The sequence below is a fragment of the Actinacidiphila yanglinensis genome (genome assembly GCF_900107965.1).
Lineage (GTDB): Bacteria > Actinomycetota > Actinomycetes > Streptomycetales > Streptomycetaceae > Actinacidiphila > Actinacidiphila yanglinensis.
The window spans coordinates 327,003-352,335 of the sequence record NZ_FNVU01000005.1 but is presented as its reverse complement, the minus strand read 5'-3'; the positions used below and the strand labels follow the sequence as shown (position 1 = coordinate 352,335).

At 70.7% G+C, this 25,333-nt stretch carries 23 protein-coding genes and 2 tRNA genes; 19 read left to right on the top strand and 6 right to left on the bottom strand.

Annotation, left to right across the window (positions count from 1 at the left end; genetic code table 11):
- Window positions 1–33: 33 nt before the first annotated feature.
- The 3 genes from C4U44_RS14170 to darG all read left to right on the top strand — a co-directional run bounded on the left by C4U44_RS14170 (window position 34) and on the right by darG (window position 2,805).
- On the top strand, window positions 34–540 hold the full coding sequence (locus tag C4U44_RS14170) for a hypothetical protein (protein ID WP_146088266.1): 507 nt from the start codon (window positions 34–36) through the stop codon (window positions 538–540).
- Window positions 541–1,017: 477 nt separating this feature from the next.
- Window positions 1,018–1,677: a type II toxin-antitoxin system toxin DNA ADP-ribosyl transferase DarT gene (darT, locus tag C4U44_RS14165; protein ID WP_103886111.1), complete on the top strand. Its 660-nt coding sequence runs from the start codon at window positions 1,018–1,020 to the stop codon at window positions 1,675–1,677.
- Window positions 1,678–1,737: 60 nt separating this feature from the next.
- Complete coding sequence (gene darG, locus C4U44_RS14160; protein ID WP_103886110.1) at window positions 1,738–2,805, top strand: type II toxin-antitoxin system antitoxin DNA ADP-ribosyl glycohydrolase DarG; 1,068 nt, start codon at window positions 1,738–1,740, stop codon at window positions 2,803–2,805.
- A gap of 148 nt (window positions 2,806–2,953) precedes the next feature.
- Here darG and C4U44_RS14155 read toward each other — a convergent pair whose 3' ends face one another.
- Entirely contained in the window at window positions 2,954–3,415 is a 462-nt protein-coding gene (locus tag C4U44_RS14155) for an NUDIX domain-containing protein (RefSeq protein WP_103886109.1), read from the bottom strand.
- A gap of 16 nt (window positions 3,416–3,431) precedes the next feature.
- Between C4U44_RS14155 and C4U44_RS14150 the strand changes: the two genes are divergently transcribed.
- The 13 genes from C4U44_RS14150 to C4U44_RS14090 all read left to right on the top strand — a co-directional run bounded on the left by C4U44_RS14150 (window position 3,432) and on the right by C4U44_RS14090 (window position 14,113).
- Complete coding sequence (locus C4U44_RS14150) at window positions 3,432–4,211, top strand: GntR family transcriptional regulator (protein WP_103886108.1); 780 nt, start codon at window positions 3,432–3,434, stop codon at window positions 4,209–4,211.
- A 437-nt stretch (window positions 4,212–4,648) separates the two neighbouring features.
- A complete protein-coding gene (locus tag C4U44_RS14145) occupies window positions 4,649–4,948 on the top strand; it encodes a hypothetical protein (protein ID WP_103886107.1) in 300 nt (99 codons plus the stop codon).
- Entirely contained in the window at window positions 4,945–5,805 is an 861-nt protein-coding gene (locus C4U44_RS14140; RefSeq protein WP_103886106.1) for a DUF2637 domain-containing protein, read from the top strand. The genes C4U44_RS14145 and C4U44_RS14140 overlap by 4 nt, the downstream gene beginning before the upstream one ends.
- A gap of 17 nt (window positions 5,806–5,822) precedes the next feature.
- Window positions 5,823–6,140: a hypothetical protein gene (locus C4U44_RS14135; protein WP_103886105.1), complete on the top strand. Its 318-nt coding sequence runs from the start codon at window positions 5,823–5,825 to the stop codon at window positions 6,138–6,140.
- Between the two features lie 4 nt (window positions 6,141–6,144).
- Window positions 6,145–6,330 carry a DUF6257 family protein gene (locus C4U44_RS14130; protein ID WP_103886104.1) on the top strand — a complete coding sequence of 62 codons (186 nt, stop codon included), beginning with the start codon at window positions 6,145–6,147 and terminating at the stop codon, window positions 6,328–6,330.
- A gap of 84 nt (window positions 6,331–6,414) precedes the next feature.
- The gene (locus C4U44_RS14125; RefSeq protein ID WP_235032066.1) at window positions 6,415–8,631 is read left to right on the top strand and encodes an ATP-binding protein; all 2,217 of its coding nucleotides are present in this window, start codon (window positions 6,415–6,417) and stop codon (window positions 8,629–8,631) included.
- A 211-nt stretch (window positions 8,632–8,842) separates the two neighbouring features.
- Window positions 8,843–9,172 (top strand): RRQRL motif-containing zinc-binding protein, encoded by a 330-nt coding sequence (locus C4U44_RS14120; protein ID WP_322973616.1) that lies wholly within the window; start codon window positions 8,843–8,845, stop codon window positions 9,170–9,172.
- Window positions 9,173–9,255: 83 nt separating this feature from the next.
- Window positions 9,256–9,978 carry a DNA cytosine methyltransferase gene (locus tag C4U44_RS14115; protein ID WP_103886103.1) on the top strand — a complete coding sequence of 241 codons (723 nt, stop codon included), beginning with the start codon at window positions 9,256–9,258 and terminating at the stop codon, window positions 9,976–9,978.
- Window positions 9,975–10,865, top strand: coding sequence for a bifunctional DNA primase/polymerase (locus C4U44_RS14110; protein ID WP_103886102.1), 891 nt, complete (start codon window positions 9,975–9,977; stop codon window positions 10,863–10,865). The genes C4U44_RS14115 and C4U44_RS14110 overlap by 4 nt, the downstream gene beginning before the upstream one ends.
- Window positions 10,862–11,221 (top strand): hypothetical protein, encoded by a 360-nt coding sequence (locus C4U44_RS42450; RefSeq protein WP_103886101.1) that lies wholly within the window; start codon window positions 10,862–10,864, stop codon window positions 11,219–11,221. The genes C4U44_RS14110 and C4U44_RS42450 overlap by 4 nt, the downstream gene beginning before the upstream one ends.
- Window positions 11,218–12,396 (top strand): DUF3631 domain-containing protein, encoded by a 1,179-nt coding sequence (locus tag C4U44_RS14100; protein ID WP_103886100.1) that lies wholly within the window; start codon window positions 11,218–11,220, stop codon window positions 12,394–12,396. Before C4U44_RS42450 ends, C4U44_RS14100 begins: the two co-directional genes overlap by 4 nt.
- A 242-nt stretch (window positions 12,397–12,638) precedes the next feature.
- Window positions 12,639–12,827: a helix-turn-helix domain-containing protein gene (locus C4U44_RS14095; protein WP_103886099.1), complete on the top strand. Its 189-nt coding sequence runs from the start codon at window positions 12,639–12,641 to the stop codon at window positions 12,825–12,827.
- Window positions 12,828–12,829: 2 nt separating this feature from the next.
- Window positions 12,830–14,113 carry a tyrosine-type recombinase/integrase gene (locus C4U44_RS14090; protein WP_103886098.1) on the top strand — a complete coding sequence of 428 codons (1,284 nt, stop codon included), beginning with the start codon at window positions 12,830–12,832 and terminating at the stop codon, window positions 14,111–14,113.
- Between the two features lie 80 nt (window positions 14,114–14,193).
- Here the strand turns inward: C4U44_RS14090 and C4U44_RS14085 are convergent.
- Together C4U44_RS14085 and C4U44_RS14080 are read right to left on the bottom strand one after the other, a co-directional pair.
- Window positions 14,194–14,266, bottom strand: a tRNA-Arg gene (locus C4U44_RS14085).
- Window positions 14,267–14,457: 191 nt separating this feature from the next.
- A tRNA-Ser gene (locus tag C4U44_RS14080) sits at window positions 14,458–14,551 on the bottom strand.
- 194 nt (window positions 14,552–14,745) lie between these two features.
- Here C4U44_RS14080 and C4U44_RS41905 point away from each other — a divergent pair.
- The 3 genes from C4U44_RS41905 to metG all read left to right on the top strand — a co-directional run bounded on the left by C4U44_RS41905 (window position 14,746) and on the right by metG (window position 21,466).
- Window positions 14,746–15,363, top strand: a complete 618-nt coding sequence (locus tag C4U44_RS41905; protein ID WP_200823242.1) for an SSI family serine proteinase inhibitor — start codon at window positions 14,746–14,748, stop codon at window positions 15,361–15,363.
- Between the two features lie 392 nt (window positions 15,364–15,755).
- Entirely contained in the window at window positions 15,756–19,670 is a 3,915-nt protein-coding gene (locus C4U44_RS14070) for a hybrid sensor histidine kinase/response regulator (RefSeq protein ID WP_103886097.1), read from the top strand.
- A gap of 233 nt (window positions 19,671–19,903) precedes the next feature.
- Window positions 19,904–21,466 (top strand): methionine--tRNA ligase, encoded by a 1,563-nt coding sequence (gene metG, locus C4U44_RS14065; protein ID WP_103886096.1) that lies wholly within the window; start codon window positions 19,904–19,906, stop codon window positions 21,464–21,466.
- Between the two features lie 113 nt (window positions 21,467–21,579).
- On the opposite strand, the gene C4U44_RS14060 is transcribed toward metG, so the two are convergent.
- From C4U44_RS14060 to C4U44_RS14050, 3 genes are all read right to left on the bottom strand, one after another.
- A complete protein-coding gene (locus C4U44_RS14060; protein WP_103886095.1) occupies window positions 21,580–23,229 on the bottom strand; it encodes a long-chain fatty acid--CoA ligase in 1,650 nt (549 codons plus the stop codon).
- A 132-nt stretch (window positions 23,230–23,361) separates the two neighbouring features.
- On the bottom strand, window positions 23,362–23,883 hold the full coding sequence (locus tag C4U44_RS14055; RefSeq protein WP_103886094.1) for a SigE family RNA polymerase sigma factor: 522 nt from the start codon (window positions 23,881–23,883) through the stop codon (window positions 23,362–23,364).
- Window positions 23,884–24,071: 188 nt separating this feature from the next.
- Window positions 24,072–24,899 (bottom strand): DUF1906 domain-containing protein, encoded by an 828-nt coding sequence (locus C4U44_RS14050; RefSeq protein ID WP_103886093.1) that lies wholly within the window; start codon window positions 24,897–24,899, stop codon window positions 24,072–24,074.
- Between the last annotated feature and the right edge of the window lie 434 nt (window positions 24,900–25,333).

Genomic DNA, 25,333 nt, shown 5'->3' with positions numbered 1-25,333 from the left:
ACACGCGGCGATTCATCGTCGTATCGTTCTCGCGTGACCCCAGAGAGCATTGCCAATGCGGCAGTTTCTGTCATCGGATCTTTTGGAGCCTTAGCCGGAGTCCTCAGTAGGAACAAGAGGCTGCGAGGAAATATCCGCGACAATCTGCGCCTCCTGGACGAGTTGCAGGCCAACTCCGTCATCCGTGATCACACTCCCGCCATCACCTGGCTGAGCGGTCGCGTCGCCCTCGATGTGGCCAGGCTCGCGAAACAGCCCCTCGGGAACCCGAAGAGGCCGATCTCCAAGGGTGGCGTCACCTTGGCGACGGTGGTCGCCGCCGGGTTCGGACTGTGGACATACACCCTCGACAAGGGAGGGTTCGTCTGGTACTCGCTCTTTCCGGGGACGGTCGTTGCCATCACGCTCTTCTCCATCCTGGGAATGACAACGAACCGCGAGATCCCGCAAGATGAAGGCGAGCCTGCGAAGAGCGAACTTCCGACCGCCCGCAGCGGCGATTCCGACTCCGCCGAAACCGAAGTCGCCGCGGACTCCTGAGGAATACGGTCCGCCGTCAAGCGGGAACCATCCGAGCCGGATTCGCCTTCCCACGCCCGAAGCCCCGCCACACATGCGGCCCGCTCCTGGTCGCCCTCACGCTCCACCCCGCGCGAGGCGCCGCGGCGGCTCTCCGAAGCGATGGGCGGCCGACCGGGCCCGTTGCCGTCCCTCGCCGCCGCGCGACACGGAAGAGCCCCGCTCCGGGTGATCCGGGCGGGGCTCTTACCTGTGGTGCACTCGGCAGGATTCGAACCTGCAACCTTCTGATCCGTAGGCGCGTGCACGACGTTCCCGAGTGCTGCGGATCAACGACACGAACCACGTTCCGCTAGGCCTTGATCACACATCGCAGGGTCGATGTGCGCTGCTGACTGCGGACGTTGATGTCAGCAGTTGATGTCACGCGGCTGATAGTTGATCAAGTCCGTTTGCTGCATGAGAATCTGACTATCCGTCCACTTTGGCGGACGATCCGTGGTGTACTCGCTTGTCGTGACACTAGTCGGCGATCGAAACCTGTTCCACTTCACGCACCTGGACAATTTGCCGCACATCCTTGCGGAGAAGCGCCTGGTGGCCGATAGCGTGATGCAAGGCAGGGGTGGCGTGCCCATGGAGTGCGGCGATCGATCGATCAAGTCCGAACGAAGGACCAGGCACATCACGCTACCCCCGTACGGCTGTCCAGCCGACTACGTGCCGTTCTACTTCGCCCCCCGCTCGCCGATGCTCTACGTGATCAGCAAAGGGGGCGTGCCAACCTACAGCGACGGACAGAACCCCTTGGTCTACCTCGTGACCAGTGTTGATGACGCCGTCAGCACTGGACAGCCGTACGTATACAGCGACGGCAACTGTGCCGCTGCGATCACCAGGCACTACACGGACCTGAGATCGATGGACGAGGTCGTTGATTGGGACGTCATCAAGGCCACATACTGGGCCAATACGAGCGATGACGGGGACCGCATGCGTCGTCGTGCCGCCGAGTTCCTGGTCCACGAGCACTTGCCGATCTCCGCTATCCACACGGTAGCCGTCTATGATCATGAACACGCTCAGCCAGTGACCCACCTGCTCAGGGGAGCAGGAATCGAACTCCCAGTGACTGTCAGACGTGGGTGGTACTACTGAACCGTGCGGTAACTAGCTACATCAAGCCAGGGGCGACATCGACCGCGAGGAAGGGCTCAAATGATCACCCGAGGCACCGGCAACCTGCTCATGGCAGATGTCGATGCCCTTGTTAACACGGTTAACACCGTGGGCGTAATGGGCAAGGGCATCGCTTTGCAATTCAAGCGGGCTTATCCGACGAACTTCGAGGACTACAAGGCTGCGTGTGACCTTGGCGAAGTTCAAGTCGGTCGCATGCACGTCCACGAGCTCAATCAGGTAAGCGGCCCACGCTTCGTCATCAATTTCCCGACGAAACGGCACTGGCGTTCGCCATCAAAGATTGATGATATCACCTCTGGCCTCATCACTTTGCGTGATGAGATCGTCAAGCGAGGAATAAAGTCAATTGCCGTCCCTCCCTTGGGATGTGGAAATGGTGGACTGGACTGGCGTGACGTCGGCCCCCTAATCGAGCAAACACTTGGGACTATTCCTGGAGTGGAAGTCCGGATCTGGGAACCGTCAGGATCGCCAAATCCAAAGGCGATGCCCAATGCAGCGGTTAGGCCTCCGCTAAATCGTGAACGAGCGTCCTTCCTCGCGGCATTGGGTCGCTACGTCCAATCGGGAATCGCTAATGGACTTGCGATCGAACCGCGCGTCTCACTCCTCGAAGCTCACAAGGTTGCCTACTTCCTTCAAAAGCTTGGGCTGCCACTTGGCCTGAAATTTGAGAAGGGTACCTACGGCCCCTACTCCCAGCCACTCGACCGGGCGGTCTCAGTGATGGAGGGACATTTTGTCACTGGATTTGGCGACGGCACCAGCGGGGCACAAGCGCTTCTCGAACTTGACAAAGAAGCGGTTGAAGAGGCCGAGAAGTTTGTTTTAAGGTCAACCGAATTCGAGGTTGTTTCTCGCAGGTTCCAGAAGCTCATCTCGGGCTTCGAAGATCCGTTCGGAATGGAACTTCTTAGTACCGTTCTTTTCGCATCAGAGGAACTTGTGGACCCGCCTGTCACTCTTGAGAAAATCGTTGAGTGCACCCAGGGGTGGAACGACCGCAAGCATCGACTCTTCACCAACGCTCACGTTGCGACTGCGTGGGAACGGATTAAGGACGTCGGACTTCACGCGATCTAACTTTCAGCCCGCTGATCGGTGCCCCCATCAGCGATCTCTCCTCTAGAGGGAAACTCTGATGGGCGCACGACTCTTATCCCGGCGTCGAAGTTCAGTAGAACTTCTGCAATTGGTCAGATCGACCGACTCGCCCAACCTCCCATATCGGTCACGGGAGAAGCCGACGGCCATCGTGGATTCGAACGGGAACATCAACGGCGTCTAGTGCGTCCAGTACGCGAATCGCGTACGCCTCAGACATATTGCGGCGCACCTGCGCGCGCGTAAACCACCGTACCTCTGTGGACTCGTCTGAAGTGCGTTCTCCACCACCGATTGGACGACAGCAAAAGACCAAAGCGACCACGCCGCGCGTCATGTTCTTATAAACGCCTGTGAGTCGCAGTGCCTCAACCTTCACTCCCGTCTCTTCCCAGACCTCTCGGCACGCCCCCGCGCTGGGCTCCTCGTCCAACTCCAGCACCCCGCCCGGGGCTTCCCACGCGCCGTTGTCCGCGCGGCGGATCACCAGGACCCGACCGTCGTCGCGGACCACGACGCCGGCGACCGAGACCGAATGGAGCGGCATTGACGGACTCACCTCGGTAGCGTTACTCATGTACATGAGCATAGGAGGACTGAAGGACATGGGCTCTACTGCCTCGCGCGACTCTGGCAGGGCACGATACCTACAGATCGCCGAAGACCTGGCAGACCAGATCAGGGAAGGCGTTCTGAAGCCTGGTGAGCAGGTACCCAGCGAAGCACAGCTCATGAGCCGGTACTCCGTCGCGCAGGGCACCGCGCGGAAGGCCGTCGCCGAGCTGCGGCCGATGGGCCTGGTCGACACGCTGCACGGCAAGGGCACGTTCGTGAAGAGCAAGCCCCCTGTGCGCCGCAAGTCGTCGGACCGCTTCCGCCGGTCGCACCGCGCTGCGGGCAAGGCGGCGTACATCGCGGAGTCGGAACAGGCCGGCAAGACTCCGGGTGTGACTGTCCTGTACGTCGGTCCCATCGACGTACCAGCCGACATCGCCGAGCGCCTGGATGTGACCGCGGGAACCAAGGTGTTGGCCCGCCGGCGCCTGTACTTCAGCGACGGCACACCGACCGAAGAAGCCACGTCCTACCTGCCGTGGGACGTAGCCAAGGACATCCCGGAGCTCTTCGAGAACAACCCCGGGGGCGGGGGCATCTACGCACGGCTGGAGGACAACGGCCATCTCCTCAAGGAGTTCACCGAGACCGTGCGGGCACGGCTGGCCACCAAGGAGGAGACCAGCGCGCTTCAGCTCAGCCCCGGAGCCCCCGTCATCCATCTGACCCGAAGCGCTGAAGCCGAGAGCGGCCGCGTAGTGGAGGTCTGCGACACGATCATGGCGGCTGACCAGTTCGTTCTTGACTACCGCATCCCCGCCGGAGACTGACAGCAGCGCGCCACCCGCAGCCCGTCGCGAACGAAGTTCTTCGCGGCGGGTTGACTCATGTACAGGAGTCATGCACTCTTCTAAATGTCACTCCTGCACATGAGTGCAGGAGTGACTCAGTGGCCCTCTTCAGGGCTGCTCAGGCACGCCAAAAGGGGTCCGGGACAGAGCGGACCGAGGCGCCCGGGGCCTTTGCATCCGGAGGGCACGAGACCGAAAGGTCACGTCTCTGCCTGCAACGGGCTTAGGCGGCTCTACCTGATACGGGAGCCGCTGGCCCGAAGGAGACATGCACGTCAGCCCCGGCATCCACGCCGCGAGGGCGCCGGATCAGATCCGGCCCGGGGCACTCGCACCACCCACAGCCCGGTTCGGCGGCTCCCGACCAAGGACATTCCGCCGTTCCGGGCCCTCCATCCATCGTCAGGAGACGACCCGTGTACGACTTCGTTGGCCCCCACCGGGCCGAGAGCACGACCGAGTTCATCGAACTCGCGCTGGGCACCACGCTGGAACTGTGGCTGGGCGTCGAGGGCGAGAGCGAGCAGGAGCGGGCCGCGCGTGAGGCGGCGGCCCGAGACATCCTCACCGACGACCCGGGCATGGTCGACCGGACCACTGCTCTGGCGGTGGAGACGATCGGCCGGACGATGCCGGAGCTGCTGCACCTCGCCCCGGCGCCCCGCCGCGCCACGGTGGTCCGCCGCCGGGTGGGCAGGAAGGGGCTGGCGGCATGAACCGGACCGCCAAGACCCTTCTGGTGGCTGCGTTAGTGGTGGTCGTCGGGATGGCGTTCCGGGTGTCCTGGAACGCGTTGCGCGACATCGCCAGCACGGTCGGAGCCGACCACACCGCCGCCCTGCTCTACCCGTTCGTGGTCGACGGACTGATGGCCCTCGCACTGGTCGCCACGCTGGTGCTGACCGGCGCGGACCGGAAGTTCGCCTTGCGGGTGCTGGCCGGCTACACCGCCGCCTCGCTGGTCCTGAACTACGTGCACGGTCTGGTGCCCGCGCTGCACGCGCATGCCGCCGGCCGGATGCACCTGGTCGACTACGGGCCCGCCAACTGCGTGCTGGTCCTGCTGGCCACCTCGCTGCCGGTCGGGTCGATTTTCTTCGGCTCCGACCTGGTCGCCAAGGTCCTCCACCACCGACCCACCCCGGTCGCAAACCAGGATCAGACCATCACATCCACCGTAAATCAGTTGGGGTCTGACCTGCGGAAGTCGAGCGCCGACACCCCGCCCACCCCGGTCGCCCCGACCGTTCCGGAGTCGACCGACCCGGCGCCGCTCCCCGCACCCGTCGAGCCTGCTCCGGCTGGTCCCCGTCGACCGACCGGCCCGGTGCCCAAAGTCGCCCGCACGCCCCGACCGACCCGCACCCCCGACCAACTGCTGACCGAGGCACGGCGGGCAACCGCCGACTGGTCGGACACCGAGTTGACCGGCGAGGCGATCCGCAAGGCCGTGCACACCTCGTCCGCCAACGGCCGGATGCTGCGCGACGCCCTGCGCGCCGAGCGCACCGCCCCGGCGCCCCTGCACCTGGTCGACACCGACCAGCACGCCGACACCGCTGCCGCGCTGTGAGAACGGGAGACCCCGTCATGACCGACCTCAACAAGGCGTCCGCCGAGGCGGTGGAAGCCGCCCGGCAGGGCGAGCAGTTCGCGGTGATCCTCGCCGCGATCCAGGCCGCCCAGATCATCCAGGCCCAACAGCCCACCACCCCGCCGCCGCCCGTGGCCGTCCCGCAGCAGTCCAGCGCGGGCACGGCCGGCAAGTGGCTGGCCATCGGTATCGGCGGCTCGATGCTCATGGTCACCGTGGCGTTCGCCGCCGTGGCGCTGGCCATCGCGTCGGCGTGCATCGCCCTGGTCGCGCTGGTCGTCTACGGCATCTACCGCGACATCCGGAAGCGGTGACCCGATGATCCACACCCACCCCAACGACCCGCCCCTCACCACCGGCGAGGCGGCACGCGTCGCCTGGCTCATCGCGCGTATGGGCAAGCGCGGTCTAGCCGGCGACGACGTCGACCTGACCGACTTGCAGCGCAAGTTGGACCGCATCCTCAACGCCGCCCGCAAGCGCGCCGAGCAGAACGCCGAGTAGCTCCACCCCGGACCGACCGTCATCCGCCAAGACACCGGCCGGTCCGGGCCCCGCACCTCACACCAGAGAGCAGGGAACACCAGCATGACCGAAATCATCGACCTCAACTCACGACGGGCCCGGCCCGTCCCGGACCTGACCAAGCACGACAGCGACCCCACCCGCGACGCCCCCCGAGTGCTGGAAGGGGTCGTTATCCCCTCCGGGGTTCCAGGGCGAGCCAAGTCCGCTGCCGCACGCGCCGCGCTCGCCGGGGCGGGGCTGCGACGTGCCGCGGGTGTAACGCGGCACGTCGTCACGCATGACCGCACCAAGACCGGCGCCCGGCTGGTGGCCCGGCACGGCTCCTACGTGGTCGGCGGTGCCGGCGTGCTCGCCAAGCGCACGTGGGACGGCCGCAGTGCTGCTCGGTACGAGCGAATGATGCGCATCGCCGAAGCCGCTGGCAACAGCGAGGAAGCCAAGGAGTGGGAAGAGCGCGGCCGGCAGTTTCGTGCCGCGCGTCACCAGCGCCGGATGGATCTGCTGACCATGCCGCAGCGAGTCGCGAAAGCCCTGGTGGTCGGTGCCGCAACCGCGACCGGCGGACTGCTCGGATTGGGTGTCCTGCTGGCGATCGCGGAGAAGCACCCCGGGTTGGTGCTCGCCCCCATCATGGGCACCATCGACGCCGTCCGCTGGGCGGTGGTCCTCGTGACCATCGTGTGGGGCCCCGCACTGTGGCTCGCCCCCTGCGGCGCGTTCCTCGGGCTATGGAACACCGGCCGCCTGCGCGGAGCCGCACCCCAATGGGCGCTTCCGGCTCGGGAACGAAGCGACGGGGCGCCGATCACCCCGTCGATCGTGGTCACCGCCGTCCGTGACCTGGGGATTGCGCCGCTTCGGGCGTCGATCAAAGCTATGGAGGACAACGGCGCGGGGATGCTCTCCCCGATCGTCCTTGCCGGGTGCGGAGTGGAAGTCGACATCACCCTGCCGTCGGGGTCCAGTACGGAGGAAGTGCTGGCCCGGCGCCGGAAGTTGGCGGAGAACCTGGGTCGGCATGAGCACGAGGTGCACCTGTCGGTCGCTCCCGCCGCCCGCACCGTGCGGGCGTGGATCGCGGACTCCGGGGCGCTGGATGAGCCGATCGGACCGTCCCCGCTCGTCCTCGACGCGGACATCAGCGCCGACTACGCCAAGGGACGCGCCCCGTGGGGTGTCGACCTGCGCGGGGATGCCGCCCTGATCAGCCTGTATCAGCGGCACATGCTCATCACGGGCCTGTCGAACCAGGGCAAGACGGCGAGCTTGCGGGCGTTGGCGCTGTGGCTCGGCCACGACCCGGCGGTCATCTTCCGGATCGGTGACCTCAAGGGCATCGGAGACTGGCGGATGTTCACCGGCATCGCGGAAGTCCTGATCGAGGGACCGACCGACGAGCACGTCATCGACGTGACGGAGATGGTCGAAGGCGGCGTCGAGGAGATGAACCGGCGCCTGCTCGCGCCTGGCGGCAGCACGTTCCCGCCGCTGGTGTTCATCGTGGACGAAGCGCAGGTCGCCTACGGCTCCGCAGCCCGGGACACGTACGTCACGGACAACGGCACCGTCCGGTACGGCGCTCCCTACGGCGGGTCGAAGGCCACCTCGCGGTACTTCCAGGCCGTCAAGAAGATCCACGACCAGGGTCGCGCGGTCAACGTGACGATCTGGGAGGGCACGCAGGACCCGACGAACGAGAACCTGCCCAAGCGGTCCCGCGAGGGCAACCACATCCGTGCCTCGCTCGTTCTGGGCACGGAGTCGCAGGCACGGATGGCGCTGGGCGACAACCCCATCGACGCCGGGGCGGCCCCGCACAAGCTCCGGCAGGGTCTCGACAAGGGCGTCGTCGTGGTCGCGGGTGACGGGATCAAGCTCGCCCCCGGCCAGCCGTCGGTCACGGTGCGGACGCACTACATCGACGAGGACCAGGCCAAGGAACTCGCCGCCCGGATCAAGGCCCGGCGTGCCGGCGTCGACACCCGCACCACCGCCGACACCGGCGACATGGAGCGGGTGGACCACCTCGCCGACATCGCCACGGTGCTCGGGGAGGCGAAGCGGCTGCGGACCGACGAGGTCCGCCACCGCCTCGCCGCGCTCAACCCCGCCGCGTACGCGCACTGGACCGCGCAGGACCTCACCGCGGTTCTCACCGACGCCGGGGCTGCCCCGTACAAGTCCGGCGGCGTCATGGTCGTGTCCGCCGACGCCGTCCGCGACGCCATCGCCCGCCGCGACACCGACGCGGACACCGCCGAGGATGACGCTGAGTAAAGGGAGGCGGTGAGGGAGGCAGGGAGAACTCCCTACCCGCCTCCCTCACCCCGGCTCCCTGACCTGATCAGCCACAACACCCCGACAGGGAGTCAGGGAGGAGCGCTCCCGGGACCTGCGGAAACCCCCGAAAACCAGGGCTCCCGGACCTCCCTATGCCTCCCTCCCTGCACGCACAGTCACCATCCCGGCGTCAGGAAGGAACGACGCTGTGACCCTGCCTGTCTACCGCTACCGCCTCGCCCCGCACGGCCTGATGACCCGCACCCAACTCCGCGCCGCCGGCCTGAGCGCCGCCCGTGCGGAAGTCGTCGGCGAACTGCGCTGGCGCTCCCGCAAGGCCCGCCACTACGGCGGCTACCGCGTCGCCTACCTCTACGACCCCGCCACCGCCCGGCCCGTCCGCCCGATGACGGCCGGACGCTGGCGCTCGCACGCGGCGATGATGCGCGCCCGCCGCACCTGCCCGGACTGCAAGGCCGTACAGCCCTACGTCATCCCGACCTCGCTGGGCTGCTGCTGGCCCTGCGCTGGCGCGTAGTTCCCGTGGCGGCGGCTCCCGACCAAGGACATCCGCCGCCACGGTCCTCCATCCATCCCCGTAGGGACAGGAGAACGACCAGCATGACCCATTCCACCGTGATCCGGCGACGGCCGAACCGGCCGTTACTGCTGGACCTGTTCGCCTGCGCCGGCGCGATCGGCACCGGCTATCACCGTGCAGGGTTCGACGTGCACGGCGTCGACATCGTGAACCGACCCAACAACCCCTTCCGCCTGACCGTCGCAGACGCTCTGGACCACCTCGCCAGCCTCATCGACACCGGGGAGATCGGGCGGTACGCGTTCGTGCACGCCTCCCCGCCGTGCCAGGACAAGTGCGCCCTGACCGTGGGCACCAATCGCTCCCGAGGATGGGGCGGCACCCATACCGACCTGGTGGCTCCGACCCGAGCCTTGCTCGAACGGACGGGACTGCCTTACGTGATCGAGCAGCCCAACGGACGCGCGGAGATCCGCAAGGACATCACCCTGTGCGGCGAGATGTTCGGTCTCGGAGTGATCCGGCACCGCAACTTCGAGCTGGGCCACTGGTCTGCCGACCGGCCCCGACACAAGGCCCACCGTGGTCGCGTACGGGGATGGCGGCACGGCGAGTTCCACGACGGCCCGTACGTCGCCGCATACGGCAACGGCGGTGGCAAGCCCACCGTGTCGGAGTTGCAGGCCGCGATGGGCATCACGTGGACCGACGTGCGCGAGGAACTGACCGAAGCTGTCCCGCCCGCCTTCGGCGAATGGCTCGGCCGCTCTTTCCTCGCATGCACCATGGAGGCAGCGGCATGAACCATCTGCTGAAAGCCGCCCAGGACGCCGCCCAACGCGGCTGGCCCGTCATCCCGCTGCGTCCCGGCGGGAAGGTCCCCGCGCTGCACGGCGAGCGCCGGTGCCCCGGCACCGGCGACTGCACGGATGGGCACCGCACGTTCGAGCAGCGCGCCACCACCGACCCCGCCCGCATCGAACGCTGCTGGACGGCGGGCCCGTTCAACGTCGGTATCGCCACCGGGCCCGCCGGCCTGCTCGTGGTCGATCTGGACACGTGCAAGCCGACAGACGAGAAGGGCACGCCTGACGGCGCGGCCAACTTCCTGGCGCTCTGCGAGCGCGCCGGACAGGTGATGCCCACCACCCGCACGATCCGGACCCCCAGCGGCGGCCGGCACCTGTACTTCACTGCCCCGCCTGGCACACGGCTGACCAACACCGCGAGCACCCTCGCGAGGAAGGTCGACACCCGCGCATGGGGCGGACAAGTCGTCGCCCCCGGCTCCGCGACGCCTCAGGGCCCGTATGCGGTCCTGGACGACTCCCCGGTTACAAAGCTACCCGAATGGCTTCAAACCGCCCTGACAGCCCCTCAGAGGACCCGCACGGCACCAATCCGGCCCACCCCCACCCGCCATGCGGGGCGCCTCGCCGATGTCGTGCTGGACCGCGAGGTGTCCACCGTGGCCAGCACGGGTGAGGGCGGGCGGAACGCTGAACTGCTGCGCGCGGTGCGGGCGGTGGGCCGGTTCGTGGCGTGGGGGGATCTCGACCGCGCCTCCGTGGAAGCGGCTTTTCAGGCGGGGGGCGAGTCGGCGGGGCTCCCGGCTGCCGAGTGCCGCGCCACCATCCGATCCGCCCTGGACTGGTCGATCCGCACGGCTCGCCCCCGGGAGGCGGCATGACCGACCAGGGCCGCCCCGGCCTGAAAAGCCTCACCGCACCCGCCACCGGGCCCTGCCTCGCCGAACCGGCCGCCCCTCCCACCAGCCGTAGGGCGCCGAAGGTCGCCGCCGAAGGCGTCCCTTCTGCTGTTCTCCCTGACCAGCGCCGCATCACGCAACAGCGGTTGATCGGGTGGCTCCACATCGTGGCCCCGCCGGACTGGCGGGCCCGGGTGTCGGCCACCTCGCACTGCGCGTGCGGTCGCCACCTCACCGCACACGGCCGTGCCGACGTGCTGGCCCTGGTCGCCGACCACGCCGAACACCGCGCTGCCTGCCCGCTGCGCAACGCTCCCGAACGGAGGCACGCCGCATGAGCATTGACAACGGCGCTGACCTGCTGGACCAGGTCGAAGCGTTCCACCGCCGGTTCAACGCCTTCCCGACCGAAGCCGCCTACGTCGCCGTGGCGTTGTGGGACGCGCACGCGCACCTGCTGGACTGCTTCGACTCCACCCCGCGCCTGGCGTTCCTGTCCCCGGAACCGGGATCGGGCAAGACGCGCGGACTGGAGATCTGCGGAACCCTCGTCCCCCACCCCATGGCGGCCGTGAACGCGTCCGCCGCCGCCCTGTTCCGGGCGGTGTCGATGGACTCCGGGCGCCCGACGATCCTGTTTGACGAGATCGACACGGTGTTCGGTCCCAAGGCGGGGGACAACGAGGAACTGCGCGGCCTGATCAACGCAGGTCACCGCCGTATCGGGGTGTCCTACCGGTGCGTTGCGGTCGGCGATCAGCAGACCGTCCAGCCCTTCCCCGTCTATGCCGCCGTAGCCGTCGCGGGACTCGGCTGGTTGCCGGACACAATCCTGCACCGCTCGGTCGTCATCCGCATGCGCCGAAGGGCCCCGAACGAGCACGTGGAATCCTTCCGCTCCCGCATCCACGAACCGGAAGGCCACGCGCTGCGGGACCGCCTCGCCGCATGGGCCGACAGCGTGCGGGACCGCGTCAACGGCGCGTTCCCCACGATGCCGGACGGCGTCAACGACCGCCCGGCGGACGTGTGGGAACCCCTGCTCGCCGTCGCCGACGCTGCCGGCGGCGCCTGGCCGATCCGGGCCCGGGAAGCGTGCGTGGAACTCGTCACCGCAGCAGCCGCCGGAGACAAGGCGTCGCTGGGAATCCGGCTCCTGACCGACCTGCGCGACAACGTGTTCTGCGGCGCCGAGCGCATGCCTTCCACGCAGATCGTCGCAGCGCTCAACGCTCTGGACGAAGCGCCCTGGGCCGACCTAAACGGCAACCCCCTGGGCTCCCGGCAGTTGTCCAAGTACCTCGCCGAGTACGTCACCGCCGACAACCAGCCGATCAAGGCCCGCAACATGCGCATCGGCGAGGGAGTGGCCAAGGGCTACTACGCCGCCGACCTCACCGACGCGTGGGCCCGCTACTGCCCCCCTCCCCCCGGAAAGTCCGCTACATCCGCTACACACCCCGAGAAACTGCCCCTGAGCAGCGAAAACGGTGTAGCGGAAGCAGGCGGCTGAGCCGCTACATCCCCGCTACAGGGGCCACCTATCCGCTACACGCCTCGCCCCGTGTAGCGGATGCGTCCGCTACACCCTCGAAATCCGCTACATCGATCACCGCCCTGACCTGCGATGTAGCGGATGTAGCGGATGTAGCGGACTTCCAGGGGGAGGGGTGCCCCTCCCCCCGTCACTTCCTCACCGTGCCCCGCAGCACCACCGCTGCGGGGCACGGCCCATGTCCGGACCAGGAGGACACGGTGACCACCGCCCCACCGCAAGCCCTGACCGTCCCCGAAGTCATGACCGCACTCCGCATCAGCCGCTTCAAGGTCTACGACCTCATCCGCTCCCGCGACCTGCCGAGCTTCACCATCGGCCGCGCCCGCCGCATCTCTGTGGACGCGCTCGCCGCCTACATCCGCACCCGCACCGAAGACGAGGACTGACCATGGCAAAGCGCCGCGCCAACGGTGAAGGCACCATCACCAAACGGACGGACGGTCGCTACCAGGCCGCCGCATACGTGTACCGCCCGGACAGGACCCGGGTACGGAAGTTCGTCTACGGACGGACCCGCGAAGACGTGGCCGGCAAGCTCACGGAACTCCAGGAGAAGACTCGGCAGGGAATCCCCGCCGCGACCTCCGCCATGGCGTTCGGCGACTACCTGACCTACTGGCTGGCCACCATCGCGCCCACCCGGCTCAAGCCGGCGACGCTCAACAGCTACGAGGGACTGACCCGCCTCTACATCCGGCCAGCGCTCGCCAAGAAGAAGCTCAACCGCCTCTCGCCAGCCGACATCCGGCTGTTCCTCGCGCAGTTCAAGAACGGCTGCCTGTGCTGCCTGCGCGGGGTGGATAAGGCGCGCCCGCAGGAGGAACGGAACTGCTGCGCGGTCGGCCGGTGCTGCGAGCGCCGACCGTCCGCCCGGACCGTCCAGTACGCGCACGCTGTGCTGCGGTCCGCGCTGCAACAGGCGGTCCGGGAAGAGCTGATCGTGCGCAACGTCGCGCGCATCGTGGAAACCCCCACCGTCGAACGCCAGGAGGTCCGCCCGTTGGACGCTGCGGAAGCCCGAATGCTGCTCAAGACCGCCCGCCCTCACCGTCTCTACGCCCTGTGGCTGCTGCTGGTCTCGACGGGGTTGCGGAGGGGGGAAGTCCTGGGCCTCACGTGGTCGGACATCGACCTCACGAACGGCCAACTCAGGGTGCGACGCAATCTCCAGCGCATCAGGCGAGAGCTGATCTTCGGCACCCCGAAGACCGCGCGTTCGCTCCGCACCATCTCCCTCCCCAAGCGGTGCGTGCGGGCCCTCAACGAGCACCGCGAGGTGCAGGAGCGGGAACGGAAGGTGGCCGGCGAGAAGTGGAAGCCGGTCCCGAGTCAGCCGAGCGGCCTGGTGTTCACCACCGCCACCGGCAGGGCGACCGACCCGCGCAGCCTGAACCGGATGCTGACCGTGCTGTGCCGGGACGCCAAGATCCGCCGGGTCCGCGTGCACGACCTCCGGCACACCTGCGCCTCGCTGCTGCTCGCGCAGGGGGTCGACGCCCGGACCATCATGGAGACGCTGGGACACAGCACCATCACCATGACCCTGGACACCTACGCGCACGTGATGCACACGACCCCGCGGGCCGCAGCCGACCGCATGGACGACGCGCTCGGAGAGGACGATCCGGAGGAAGCCGAGACGGACGAGGCAGGCCCCGAAGCCGCCGCCTGACGGAGCTCTCGGACCGCGTTGATGTCAGCCGGTGATGTCAAAGGCCCCCTGGACGATGTCCAGGGGGCCTTTGAGCTGTGTGCACTCGGCAGGATTCGAACCTGCAACCTTCTGATCCGTAGTCAGATGCTCTATCCGTTGAGCTACGAGTGCGGGTGGCTTCGCGGCTCTGGTGGGCCGGTCGGCGTCGCGGGAACAACATTACATGAGGGGGAGCGGGAGGCGAAATCGATAAGGGGGAGGGCTGCTGAGCTGGGAGAACGGGGTGGCGGAGGGGTGCGGGACCCGGGGCCGGAAACGGGTGGAGCCCCGGCCGTGGCGGGACGGCGGGGCTCCGGGTGAGATGGCGGAGGCGGAGGGATTTGAACCCTCGATGGACGGTAAAGCCCAAACCGCATTAGCAGTGCGGCGCCATAGACCGGACTAGGCGACGCCTCCTGGCTACGTGCCCGGGTGAGCGGGCGCGTGGGGGAATGATGGCACAGCCTGGAGGGCTGCGGCCAATCCGAGAATACGGTACAAGGCGGGGGCTGGGCAGGGCAAAGGGGTTGCCCCGGTGGCGGTGGCGGCGGACGCGCCCACGAAGGAGTGGTAGCCCAGGGGAAGGGGCGGGTGGGCGGTAGGAGAAGGGCATGCACACTTCCCAGCTCGCCCTGCTCCGCCTCGCCCGCGGCGGCGCCGTCGCCCTGATCGGCACGGCGGTAATCACCGGGGTCGCCTACGGCGCGGCGCAGGACGCGGCGAACGGATCGGCGATCGACGCGGCGTACGGCTCGGCGACACACGCGTCCGCGCAGACGCACACCGCCATGGGCACCGCCACGCACACCGCCACGGCCTCCTCGCCGAACGGCGCCCCGTACCGGACGGCCCCGGCCGCGCGGGGGTCCCAGCGGGTCGGCGGCCTGCTGGACGTGGCCTACGACGACGGCGCCGGCCACACCCGCAGCTACCGGCTCAGCTGCGGCGCGGCCACGAGGCGCGGCGCGGGCCGTGCGGCCACGGCGGACGCCTGCGCGCAGCTGGACACGATCGGGGGCCCGGCCCCCGCCGTACCCGCGGGTCAGGCGTGCTCGATGATCTACGGCGGCCCGCAGACGGCCCGGGTGACCGGAACCTGGCAGGGCCGCACCGTGCAGGAGTCGTACCGCAGGACGAACGGCTGTGAGGTGACCCGCTGGAACCGCATGGTCCCGGCGCTGCCCAACCCGGTGGCCGACGCCTCGCGAACGGCCCCCGTTCGCGGCTGACGCACCGACCCGGCACGGGACCCCGGACCGGGCCCGACGCGCGCATCCCCACAAGCAGGACACACGTCCCGCACAAGTACCCGCACAACGGTCCGGCGCCCGAAAAGTCACGGCCCTCCTCCCGTGACGCACACCACACCTTCACCGCACAACCCCCAACCCCCCACCGCGTGACGGCACATGAGCGTCCACCACCCCAGGAGCAACCCCGACCCGTACACTCGGTCTAGTGACATGGCCCGGGGGCGGCGGCAAGATGGGCCGCCCGTGACGACAGCCGGTACCGCCGTACGACTCAGCCGAGTTCGTCCGGACCGGCTTCCGGAACTGCGCACCGCACCGGGCGCTGCGCCACGCGTAAGGCATATGCGGTAACAGGGAGGACGCGTCTCGTGAGCAGCAGGCCATCCAGAGGCGCTGCTCGCCTCGCCTCGATACTCGACGCTCTCCCGGACGCGTTGCTGCTGGTCAACGCCAACGGCACGGTGGTCAACGCCAACGCCATAGCGCTGGAGACCTTCGAGGCGCCGGGCACCGCGCTGGTCGGGCGCGGGCTGCTGGACCTGCTGCCGACCTTCGACCCGAAGCGGATCCCGGGCTCGATGCGCAGCCCGAAGGAGGCGGCGGCCGACGACACGCGGACCAAGCCGACCCGGATGCAGGCGCGGCGCACCGACGGCGCGGAGTTCCCCGCCCAGGTGACCTCCGCGAACCTCGACGACAGCCGCACCGCGTACGCGGACTTCGGCGACGGCACGCCGCACTACACCGGCGACGAGTTGCTGATGCTGGTGGTGCGCGACCTGTCCGGCACCGTGGACACCGAGGCCGAACTCGCCCGCCAGCAACGGCAGACCGAGATGATCCTGCGGGCGGCGGCCGAAGGCGTGGTCGGCGTGGACACCGCGGGCAAGATCGTGCTGGTCAACCCGTCGGCCGCGCAGATCCTCGGCTACCGGGCGACCGACCTCGGCGGCAAGGAGCTGCACCCGCTGGTGCACCATTCCCGCCACGACGGCTCCCCGCTGCCGTACGAGGAGACCCCGCTCGCCGACACCCTGCGCTCGGGCCGCAAGCACCGGGTGCGCGGGCAGGTGCTGTGGCGCAAGGACGGCAAGGCGGTGCCGGTCGACCTGACCACGGCGCCGGTCCGCGACGGCGACCAGCTGGTCGGCGCGGTGATGACCTTCACCGACCGGAGCCAGTACGACGCCTTGGCCGCCCGCACCGGGCAGCTGCGGGCGCTGCTGGACACCTCGCTGCGCGCGCCGCTGGCCGAACTGCGCACCGAACTCGACGGGCTGGCCGGCGATCCGGCCGGGCAGCTCTGGCCCGAGGCGAACCAGATCCTGCACCACCTCGCCGCCGGGTACGCCCGGATCACCACCCTGATCGACAACGTGCTGGACTTCCAGCGGCTGGACCGGGGCGACGACAAGCTGCACCGTTCGCTGATCGGCCTGGACGAGGTGGTGGCCGCCGCGGTCGAGGGCGCGGTCGAGCTGATCGGGCCGGGCCGGGCCCAGTTCGCGGTGCACGCCGCGCCGATCGAGGCGTCGGTGGACGGCGCGCGGATGGCGCACGCGCTCGCCCACCTCGTCGCCGACGTGGCGGGGGTGGACGCCGCGGGCAACACGATCGCCTTCAGCGGGGACTCCACCATCGTGGTCGCGGTGGCCCAGCGCGGCGACGCCGTCCGCATCGACGTGCGCGGCCCGAGCGCGGGCGGCGACCCGGTGCACGTGCCGCTCGCCCGGGGCGTCATCGAGCGGCACGGCGGCGTGCTCCAGACCCACGAAGTGCCCGGCCAGGGCAGCGCGTACGTCCTTGAAGTGCCGCTCGGCCTGGGCCCGGAGGGTTCGAGGCGGGTACGGGCGGTGGACGGGGACGCGGACGCGGACGGCGGCGACGACGGCGCACCCGCCGGGCAGGGCGGGCACGCCGGGCCCGGTGCGGCTGCGCGCGGCGGCGCCCACTCCGGCGGGAACGGCGACGCGGCAGCGAGCGGGACGGACGCCGGCGCGACGGGCACCCCGGCCTCCGGCGGGCGCGGCGGGCGCCGTTCGCACGCGGCACGCGGCGGCGCCGCCGAACCGGCGCGGGGCGGACCGTCCGCCGAGGGCTACCCGGGCGCGGACGGTCGGGGCCCGGCGGACGACGGCCAACACCAGGACGACCAGGGCGGATCGGCCGAGCCGGGCCCGTCGAGGCAGCGCCGGCACATCGACGACACCGGTACGGTCGTGGCGCCGTGGGCGATCCCGCCGGCCGCGGACCAGAGCGAGGCGCCGACCGGGCGGCGGCGCGCGCTGCGCCGGCCCATCGGGCGTCCCGAGCCGCCCCAGCGGCAGGAACAGCCGCCGTCGCAGCCGCGGATGGAGCCGCACGCGCAGCTGCCGTCCCCGCCGCAGCCGTCGAACGTGCCGGGCGGAGCCGAGCACGGCGCGCCCGCGCAGGGCGCACCGGCTCAGGACGTGCCGCCGACCGGGCGCCGGGCCCGCAGGGGACGCCCGGCGGTGGAGGAGCAGGGCCCGGAGAGTGGCGGCGAGCTGCGGCAGCTTCCCGCGCCCCGCATCCCGAACGCGCTTCCCCCGGCCAACGGCGCCGGCAACGGAGGACCGGCCGCCGCGAACCCGCAGGGCGGCCAGGACCCGGCCCCCGGCACCGGCCGGCGGGGCCGCCGCGCCCTGGAGGCCGCACCGCCGCCGCCCGTGCCCGGCATGCCCTACCGGGAGGACCCGCCGGACGCGGGTCAGCCGCGCGCCGGAGCCGAAGGGTGGCCGCAGCCCGTACCCGACCCCCCGCACGCCGACCCCGGCGCCCGGGCGGAGTCCCACGGCGAACCGGCCCCCGAGCCCGGCGCGCCCGCAGCACCCCCGCAGCAGCCGTCCCCCCGGTCCTGGCCCGACCCCGGGCGACCGATGCCCTCGGCGACGGACCAGCCCGGGCCCGCGGCGACGCCCTGGCCGGCGGCCGGCGCGCAGGGCGCCCCGCACCAGGAGCCGCAGGGCCCCCACCACCTGCCCGCGACCCGGGGCGGCCCGCACCAGGACCCCGCGCAGCAGGCGCACGGCCGGGCCATAAGCGTGCGCACCCTCGGGCAGGGCATGCCGTTCGGGGCCGACCCGCGCGAGCAGACCCCGACCCAGGCCGTACAGGCGCAGAACCCGCAGGGGCTGCCCGCGCAGGTCGCGGCGGGCGGCTCCGGGCGCCGGCGCAGGCTCGCGGCACCCCCGCAGCAGAACCCGGAGAACCCCCAGGGCCCGCAGCCGTTGGTGCCGAACCAGCAGCCGGGCCCGGGCGGGGAACACCAGGCACGGCAGCACCCGCAGGCCGACCCCGACAGCGGCCAGCTCCCGGTGCGCAAGCCGGACCCGCGCGGCCACCGGCCGTCCGGCGGGGACCGCGAGACCGCGCTGCTGCGGCCGGTGCCGCCGCTGGAGGACCCGCGCCAGCAGCCGCCCGGGCGGTCGTACGCGATCGGGGCGCCGGCCGCCGGCGCCGCCGAGGGCCCGGAACCGCTGGACGGCCCGAACGGCGCGGTGGACGTCACCGACGTGACCGGGCCCGAGGGCGCCGACGACCGGCACGAGGAGCCGCTGGAGGAGCCGCGCCGCCTGCTGGTGTGGCCCGAGCCCGATGTCTCGACCCGGCAGGCACTCACCGACCGCGGCTACCGCCCGGTGATCGTGCGCTCGCGCGAGGAGGTCGACGCGCAGGTCGCCGAGCCGCCCGCGGCGCTGTTCGTGGACCCGCTGACCGGGCCGATCACGCGGACCGCGCTGCAGGCGCTGCGGCAGGCGGCCGCCGCGGCCGAGGTACCGGTCCTGGTCACCGCGGGCCTGGGCCAGGCCACCCGCGAGGCGGCGTACGGCGCCGACCCGGCGGTGCTGCTCAAGGCGCTCGCGCCGCGCGACAGCGAGCAGCACCCGCCGCGGGTGCTGCTGGTGGAGGGCCACGACCCGATCGCGATGGCGTTCGCGGCCACCCTGGAGCGGCGCGGCATGCAGGTCACGCACGCCGACTCCGAGGCCGACGCGATGACCAAGGCCGCCCAGATCCACCCGAACCTGGTGGTGATGGACCTCATGCTCATCCGGCGGCGCCGCCAGGGCATCGTCGACTGGCTGCGCGGCCACTCGCGGCTCAACAGCACCCCGCTGGTCGTCTACACCTCCGCGGACATCGACCCGGCGGAACTGCCGCGGCTGGCGTCGGGCGAGACCGTGCTGTTCCTCGCCGAGCGGTCGACGAGCACGGACGTGCAGTCCAGGATCGTGGACCTGCTGGGCAAGATCGGCGCGTAGCCGGTGCCGGCCGGATGGAGCGCCTCGTCGGCGGGCGGAATACCCGGCGGGGGTAATCCGTTGGGCCGGCCCCGGGGTGTTTGCTACGGTCGGATCATGACGCCGTTCACCGTCGCGATGATGCCCCGCAGGGGCCGCTGACGCGCGAACGTGCGACGCATCCGAGGCCCCGAGTCGGGGCCTCTTCCGCGTCGCGGGCCGGAGCCCCGCCTCTCCGATCGCAGGAGGTTCCGATGTCGCGTTTCTACGTCACGACCACGATCCCTTACGTCAACGCCCGTCCCCACCTCGGCTTCGCTTTGGAGCTGGTGCAGGCCGACGTGCTGGCCAGACGTGCCCGGCAGGCCGGCCGGGAGGTCCGCTTCCTGACCGGCACCGACGACAACTCGCTGAAGAACGTGCTCGCCGCGGAGGCCGAGGGCGTCCCGGTGCAGGACCTGGTGGACCGCAACGCGGCCGCCTTCGCCGGGCTGCGCGGGCCGCTGGCGCTGTCCTTCGACGACTTCATCCGCACCAGCAGCGACCCCCGGCACCGGGTGGGCGTCGAGCGGCTGTGGGAGCGGGTGGCCGCGTCCGGCGACCTGTACCGTACGCACTACGAGGGGCTGTACTGCGTCGGCAGCGAGCAGTTCTACACGCCGGACGAGCTCACCGAGGACGGCCTGTGTCCGGAGCACCTCACCCGGCCGCAACTCGTCTCCGAGGAGAACTGGTTCTTCCGGCTGTCCCGCTACGGCGACCGGTTGCGCGCGCTGATCACCGACGGCACCCTGCGGATCGAGCCGGCCGCGCGCCGCAACGAGGTGCTGGCCCTGATCGACTCCGGGCTGCGCGACTTCTCCGTCTCCCGCTCGCAGCGCCGCGCCCGGGGCTGGGGCATTCCGGTGCCCGGCGACCCCGACCAGGTGGTCTACGTCTGGTGGGACGCGCTCGGCAACTACGTCACCAGCCTCGGGTACGGCACCGGCGCCGCGGACTTCGACACGTGGTGGGGCGAGGGCGCGGAAGACACCGCCGAGGGGGCGGCCGGGAGCGCCGATCGCGACGCACGCCGGCGGGTGCACCTCGCGGGCAAGGGCGTGCTGCGCTTCCACGCCGTGTACTGGCCCGCGATGCTGCTGTCGGCGGGGCTGGCACTGCCCACGGACATCCTGGTGCACGACTACCTGACCGTCGACGGGCGGAAGATCAGCAAGTCCGAGGGCACCGCGGTGGATCCGGCGGAGCTGGCCGCGGAGGTCGGCACCGACGCGGTGCGGTGGTGGCTGCTGCGCGACGTGCCCCGGATCGGGGACGCGGACTACACCCGGACCCGGCTGGTGGAGCGGGCGGACAGCGACCTCGCGGGCGGCCTGGGCAACGTGGTGAACCGGATCGTCACCATGGTGCACTCCTACCGGGACGGCCGGGTCCCGGAACTCGCCGCCGAACCGCCCGCGGGCACGGAGGCGCTGGCCGAGGCGGTCGAGGCGGCGCCCGGGCGGATCGACGCGGCGCTGGAGGCGTTCGACTTCCGGCGGGCCTCCGCGGCGGTCTGGTCGATCGTGGAGGAGGCGAACCGCGCGGTGGAGGCGACCCGTCCCTGGGAGTCGGCCACGGCGGAACGCGGCGGTGACGCGGCGGCGGGCGTACGGCTGGACGCCGTGCTGGCCGCGCTGCACCGCGGCTGCGTGGCGCTGGCGGAGGCGGCCGAGCCGTTCCTGCCGGGGGCGGCGGCCCGCATCGCCGCCCAGGTCACGCCGGTCGACGGGGTGCTGCCCCCGGCCCGCCCGCTGTTCCCGAGGATCGGGGGGTAGGCGGGCGGGCGCGGGGCCGCCACTGGTGCGGGCGGTGCGCCGAGAGTGCGGGTTGCCGAGGGCGCGCTGCCGGGTGAGGGCGCCCTGCCGGTGGAGGGCGCCGCGGCGCCGGGCTAGAGGCTGGTGACGTCCAACTCACCGTCCGCGTAGGACTTCCGGATGACCTTCTTGTCGAACTTGCCGACGCTGGTCTTCGGCACGGCCGGCACCACCGCCCACCGCTCCGGCACCTGCCAGCGGGCGATCCGGGCGGCGAGGAACGCGCGCAGCTCGGCGTAGTCGGCGGTGGCGCCCTCGCGCAGGACGACGGTGGCGAGCGGGCGTTCGCCCCAGCGGTCGTCGGGGACGGCGACGACCGCCGCCTCGGCGATGTCGGGGTGGGCCATGAGGTGGTTCTCCAGGTCGACCGAGGAGATCCACTCGCCGCCCGACTTGATGACGTCCTTGGCCCGGTCGGTGAGGGTGAGGTAGCCGTCGTCGGAGATCACCCCGACGTCGCCGGTGCGCAGCCAGCCGTCGGGGCTGAACTTGTCGTCCGGGCGCAGCGGTTCCTCACCCGCCCCGCCGTAGTACGCGGCGGCGATCCAGGGGCCGCGCACCTCCAACTCGCCTGCGGACGCGCCGTCCCAGGGCATCACCGTGCCGTCCGGGCCGACGAGCCGCGCCTCGACCGAGGCGGGGAAGCGGCCCTGCGTGAGGCGGTACCCCCACTCCTCCTCGGGCGTGACCCCGCCCGGCGGGTGCGCGATGGTGCCGAGCGGGGACGTCTCGGTCATGCCCCACGCGTGGCACAGCCGCACCCCCAACTGCTCGTCGAACGCCTTCATCAGCGCCGGCGGGCAGGCCGAACCGCCGATGGTGACCTGCTTGAGCGAGCTCACGTCGCGCGGCTTGGCGGTCAACTCACCCAGCAGGCCCTGCCAGATGGTCGGAACGGCGGCCGCGTGGGTGGGCCGCTCGCTCTCGATCATCTCGGCGAGCGGCCCGGGCTGGAGGAACCGGTCGGGCATCAGCAGGTTGATCCCGGACATGAACGCCGCGTGCGGCAGGCCCCACGCGTTGACGTGGAACATCGGGACGACCGGCAGTGAAGTGTCGTGGCTGGTCAGACCCATCGACTCGGCGGACAGCACCTGCATGGAGTGCAGATACACCGAACGGTGCGAGAACACCACGCCCTTGGGGTCCCCGGTGGTCCCGGAGGTGTAGCACATGGCGGCGGCCTCGCGCTCGTCCAGCTCGGGCCAGTCGAAGCGCTGCGGGCGGTCCGCGATCAACTCCTCGTAGCGGTGCACCGCGGGGCGGGCGCCCTCCAGCAGCGACAGGTCGCCCGGGCCGACGACGACCACGTGCTCGACGGAGTCGAGGCCCGGCAGCAGCGGGGCGAGCAGCGGCAGCAGGGTGCCGTTGACGAGGATGACGCGGTCGGCGGCGTGGTTGACGATCCAGCTGAGCTGGTCGGCGGGCAGCCGCAGGTTGAGGGTGTGCAGCACCGATCCCATCGACGGGATCGCGAGATAGGCCTCCATGTGCTCCGCGTTGTTCCACATGAGGGTCGCGATCCGGTCGCCGCGGTCGACGCCGAGCTCGTCGCGCAGGGCGTGGGCGAGTTGGACGGCGCGCAGGCCGGTCTCCCGGAAGGTGCGCCGCTGCGGCTCCTCCCCGCCGGTCCAGGTGGTGATGGTGGACCGGCCGTGCACCAGCACGCCGTGCGCGAGGATGCGGGTGACGGTCAGCGGAACATCCTGCATGGTGCTGAGCACGCGGGCCTCCCGGGCGACGACGAGGGTTTTGCCCGTGATTCTGCTTCCATACCGCGGGGTATGTCACTACCCCGCGGGCGATCCCGCGAGATGCACCGGCGCCGAGAACGGTCGGGACCCCGCCGAGAACGGTCAGGCGACGCTGAGTTCCAGCTCGGGGTCGTCACGGAGCTTGCCGAGCGCCCGCGACACCGCGCTCTTGACGGTGCCGACCGAGACGCCGAGCGCCTCCGCGGTCTGCACCTCGCTCATGTCCTCGTAGTAGCGCAGCACCACCATGGCGCGCTGCCGCGGCGGCAGCCGGGCTATCGCGCGCAGCAGCGCGTCGCGCTGGGCCTGCTGTTCGACGGGGTCGGGGCCGATGACGGGCGCCTCCGGCAGCTCGTCCGTACTGAACTCGTCGACCCGGCGCTTGCGCCACTGCGAGGTACGGGTGTTGACCAAGGTGCGGCGGACGTAGCCGTCGACCGCGCGGTGGTCGTCGATCCGGTCCCAGGCCAGGTAGGTCTTGGTCAGGGCGGTCTGCAGCAGGTCTTCCGCGTCGGCCGGGTTGGGGGTCAGGGAGCGCGCGGTGCGCAGCAGCGTCGGACCCTTGCTCCGGACGTAGGCCGTGAACTGCGTCGCGTTGGCGCTGGTGCACACTGGCGTGGTCATGACTCCAAACTAGGAGCCCGGGCCCGGTCGGCGGATCGGCCGCAGGTGCCGAAACGGGATCACCCTCAGGTCGTAGGCCGGGGGCTGTCCCCACCCCCCGGGGGTGGAGCCGGAGGTGGCCGTCCCGCAGGGGATTGCCCCGGGGGAGTAGGGGTCGCGGGGGGCAGCGCCCCGCCGGCGGCCGGTTTTCAGCCGACGACGGCGACCGGGGCGTCGATCAGGTCGCGGTCGACGGTCAGCTTCTTTCCGCCGTGCGACTCGGTGACGGAGCCGTGGTATTGGTGGATGCGCGCGTGCGGGGTCCACGCGCCGGACCCGAGCGACGGCTCGTCGGTCAGCGTCGGGGTCACGCCCCAGCGGGCGTACCACAGCACCTTGGGCAGGTCGGGCGAGCCGGCCAGCCGGGCCTTCGCCATGTGCCTGATGCCCGAGTCGGCGCTGCTGTAGAACCCGGAGACGTACCCTGCCGCGGCCACCGCCCGGTCCCAGGCCTGGATGTACTTCAGGGTCGCGGTCGCGCACGACGCGTTCCCGATGTCGTACGCCTCCATGTCCAGGTAGAGCGCGCTGCCCGGGTCGAGGCCGAGGTCCTGCGCCCGCTGCACCGCGTCGGCACCCTCGCTCGCGCCCTGGGTGGTGGGCTGCTTGGTGTCGATCCGGTACGGGTTCTTGTTCGAGCCCGACACGCAGGGGCTCTGCGAACCGACGTAGATCGGCAGCAGCCGCCAGCCGGCCCGGGTGGTCTGCCGCACCCAGTCCGTGGTCAGGTAGGTCTGCGACTTGCAGGCCCGGGCCCGGCCGCCGAAGTAGATCCCCGCCGCGCGGTAGTCGGAGTGCGCGATCCACGCGTCCATGGTGGCCAGGTCAGGGGCCTGGCAGGTGTCGAAGCCCTGGCCGCTGAAGTTGCGACGGGCGTCGAGGGCGGCGGCGTTCGCGGGTACCACCTGGAGCAGCATCCCGGCCAGCGCGAGAGCGCCCGCGAGGAAATAGCGGATAAAAGCACTTCTTTGGTTCATTTGGCGAGTCAACGATGATCACGGCGCCACACCGTGACGACACGCGGGTGCAGCACCCCCACGCACCCATCTGCGCGACCCGCGAGCGCGCCCGGCGGGCGGATGCGGCGCCGGGAACAGGCACGGCGCAAGGGGGTACGGCGCACGGGGGCAGGGCGCAGCGGAGTACGGCGCAGGGCGGGGCGGAAGGAGGGTCGGCATCGGCGGGGATCGCGGTGCCGAAAGTTTTCCACAGGCTGTGGACAATTCGGCGCGGCCAGCTCCCCGCTCCTCCCCCGAAGCACCCTGGCAGCGTCAGGGCAATCCCCCTCTCATCGCCCGGCACGCCGCCCACCGCCCCGCTCTCCTCTCGCGATCCGCCACCGCGTCCGCCCGACCGCCGCGCTCCCTCCCCCCCGCGTGACGTCGCCGCGCCGGCCGTCCTCCCCCGCCCG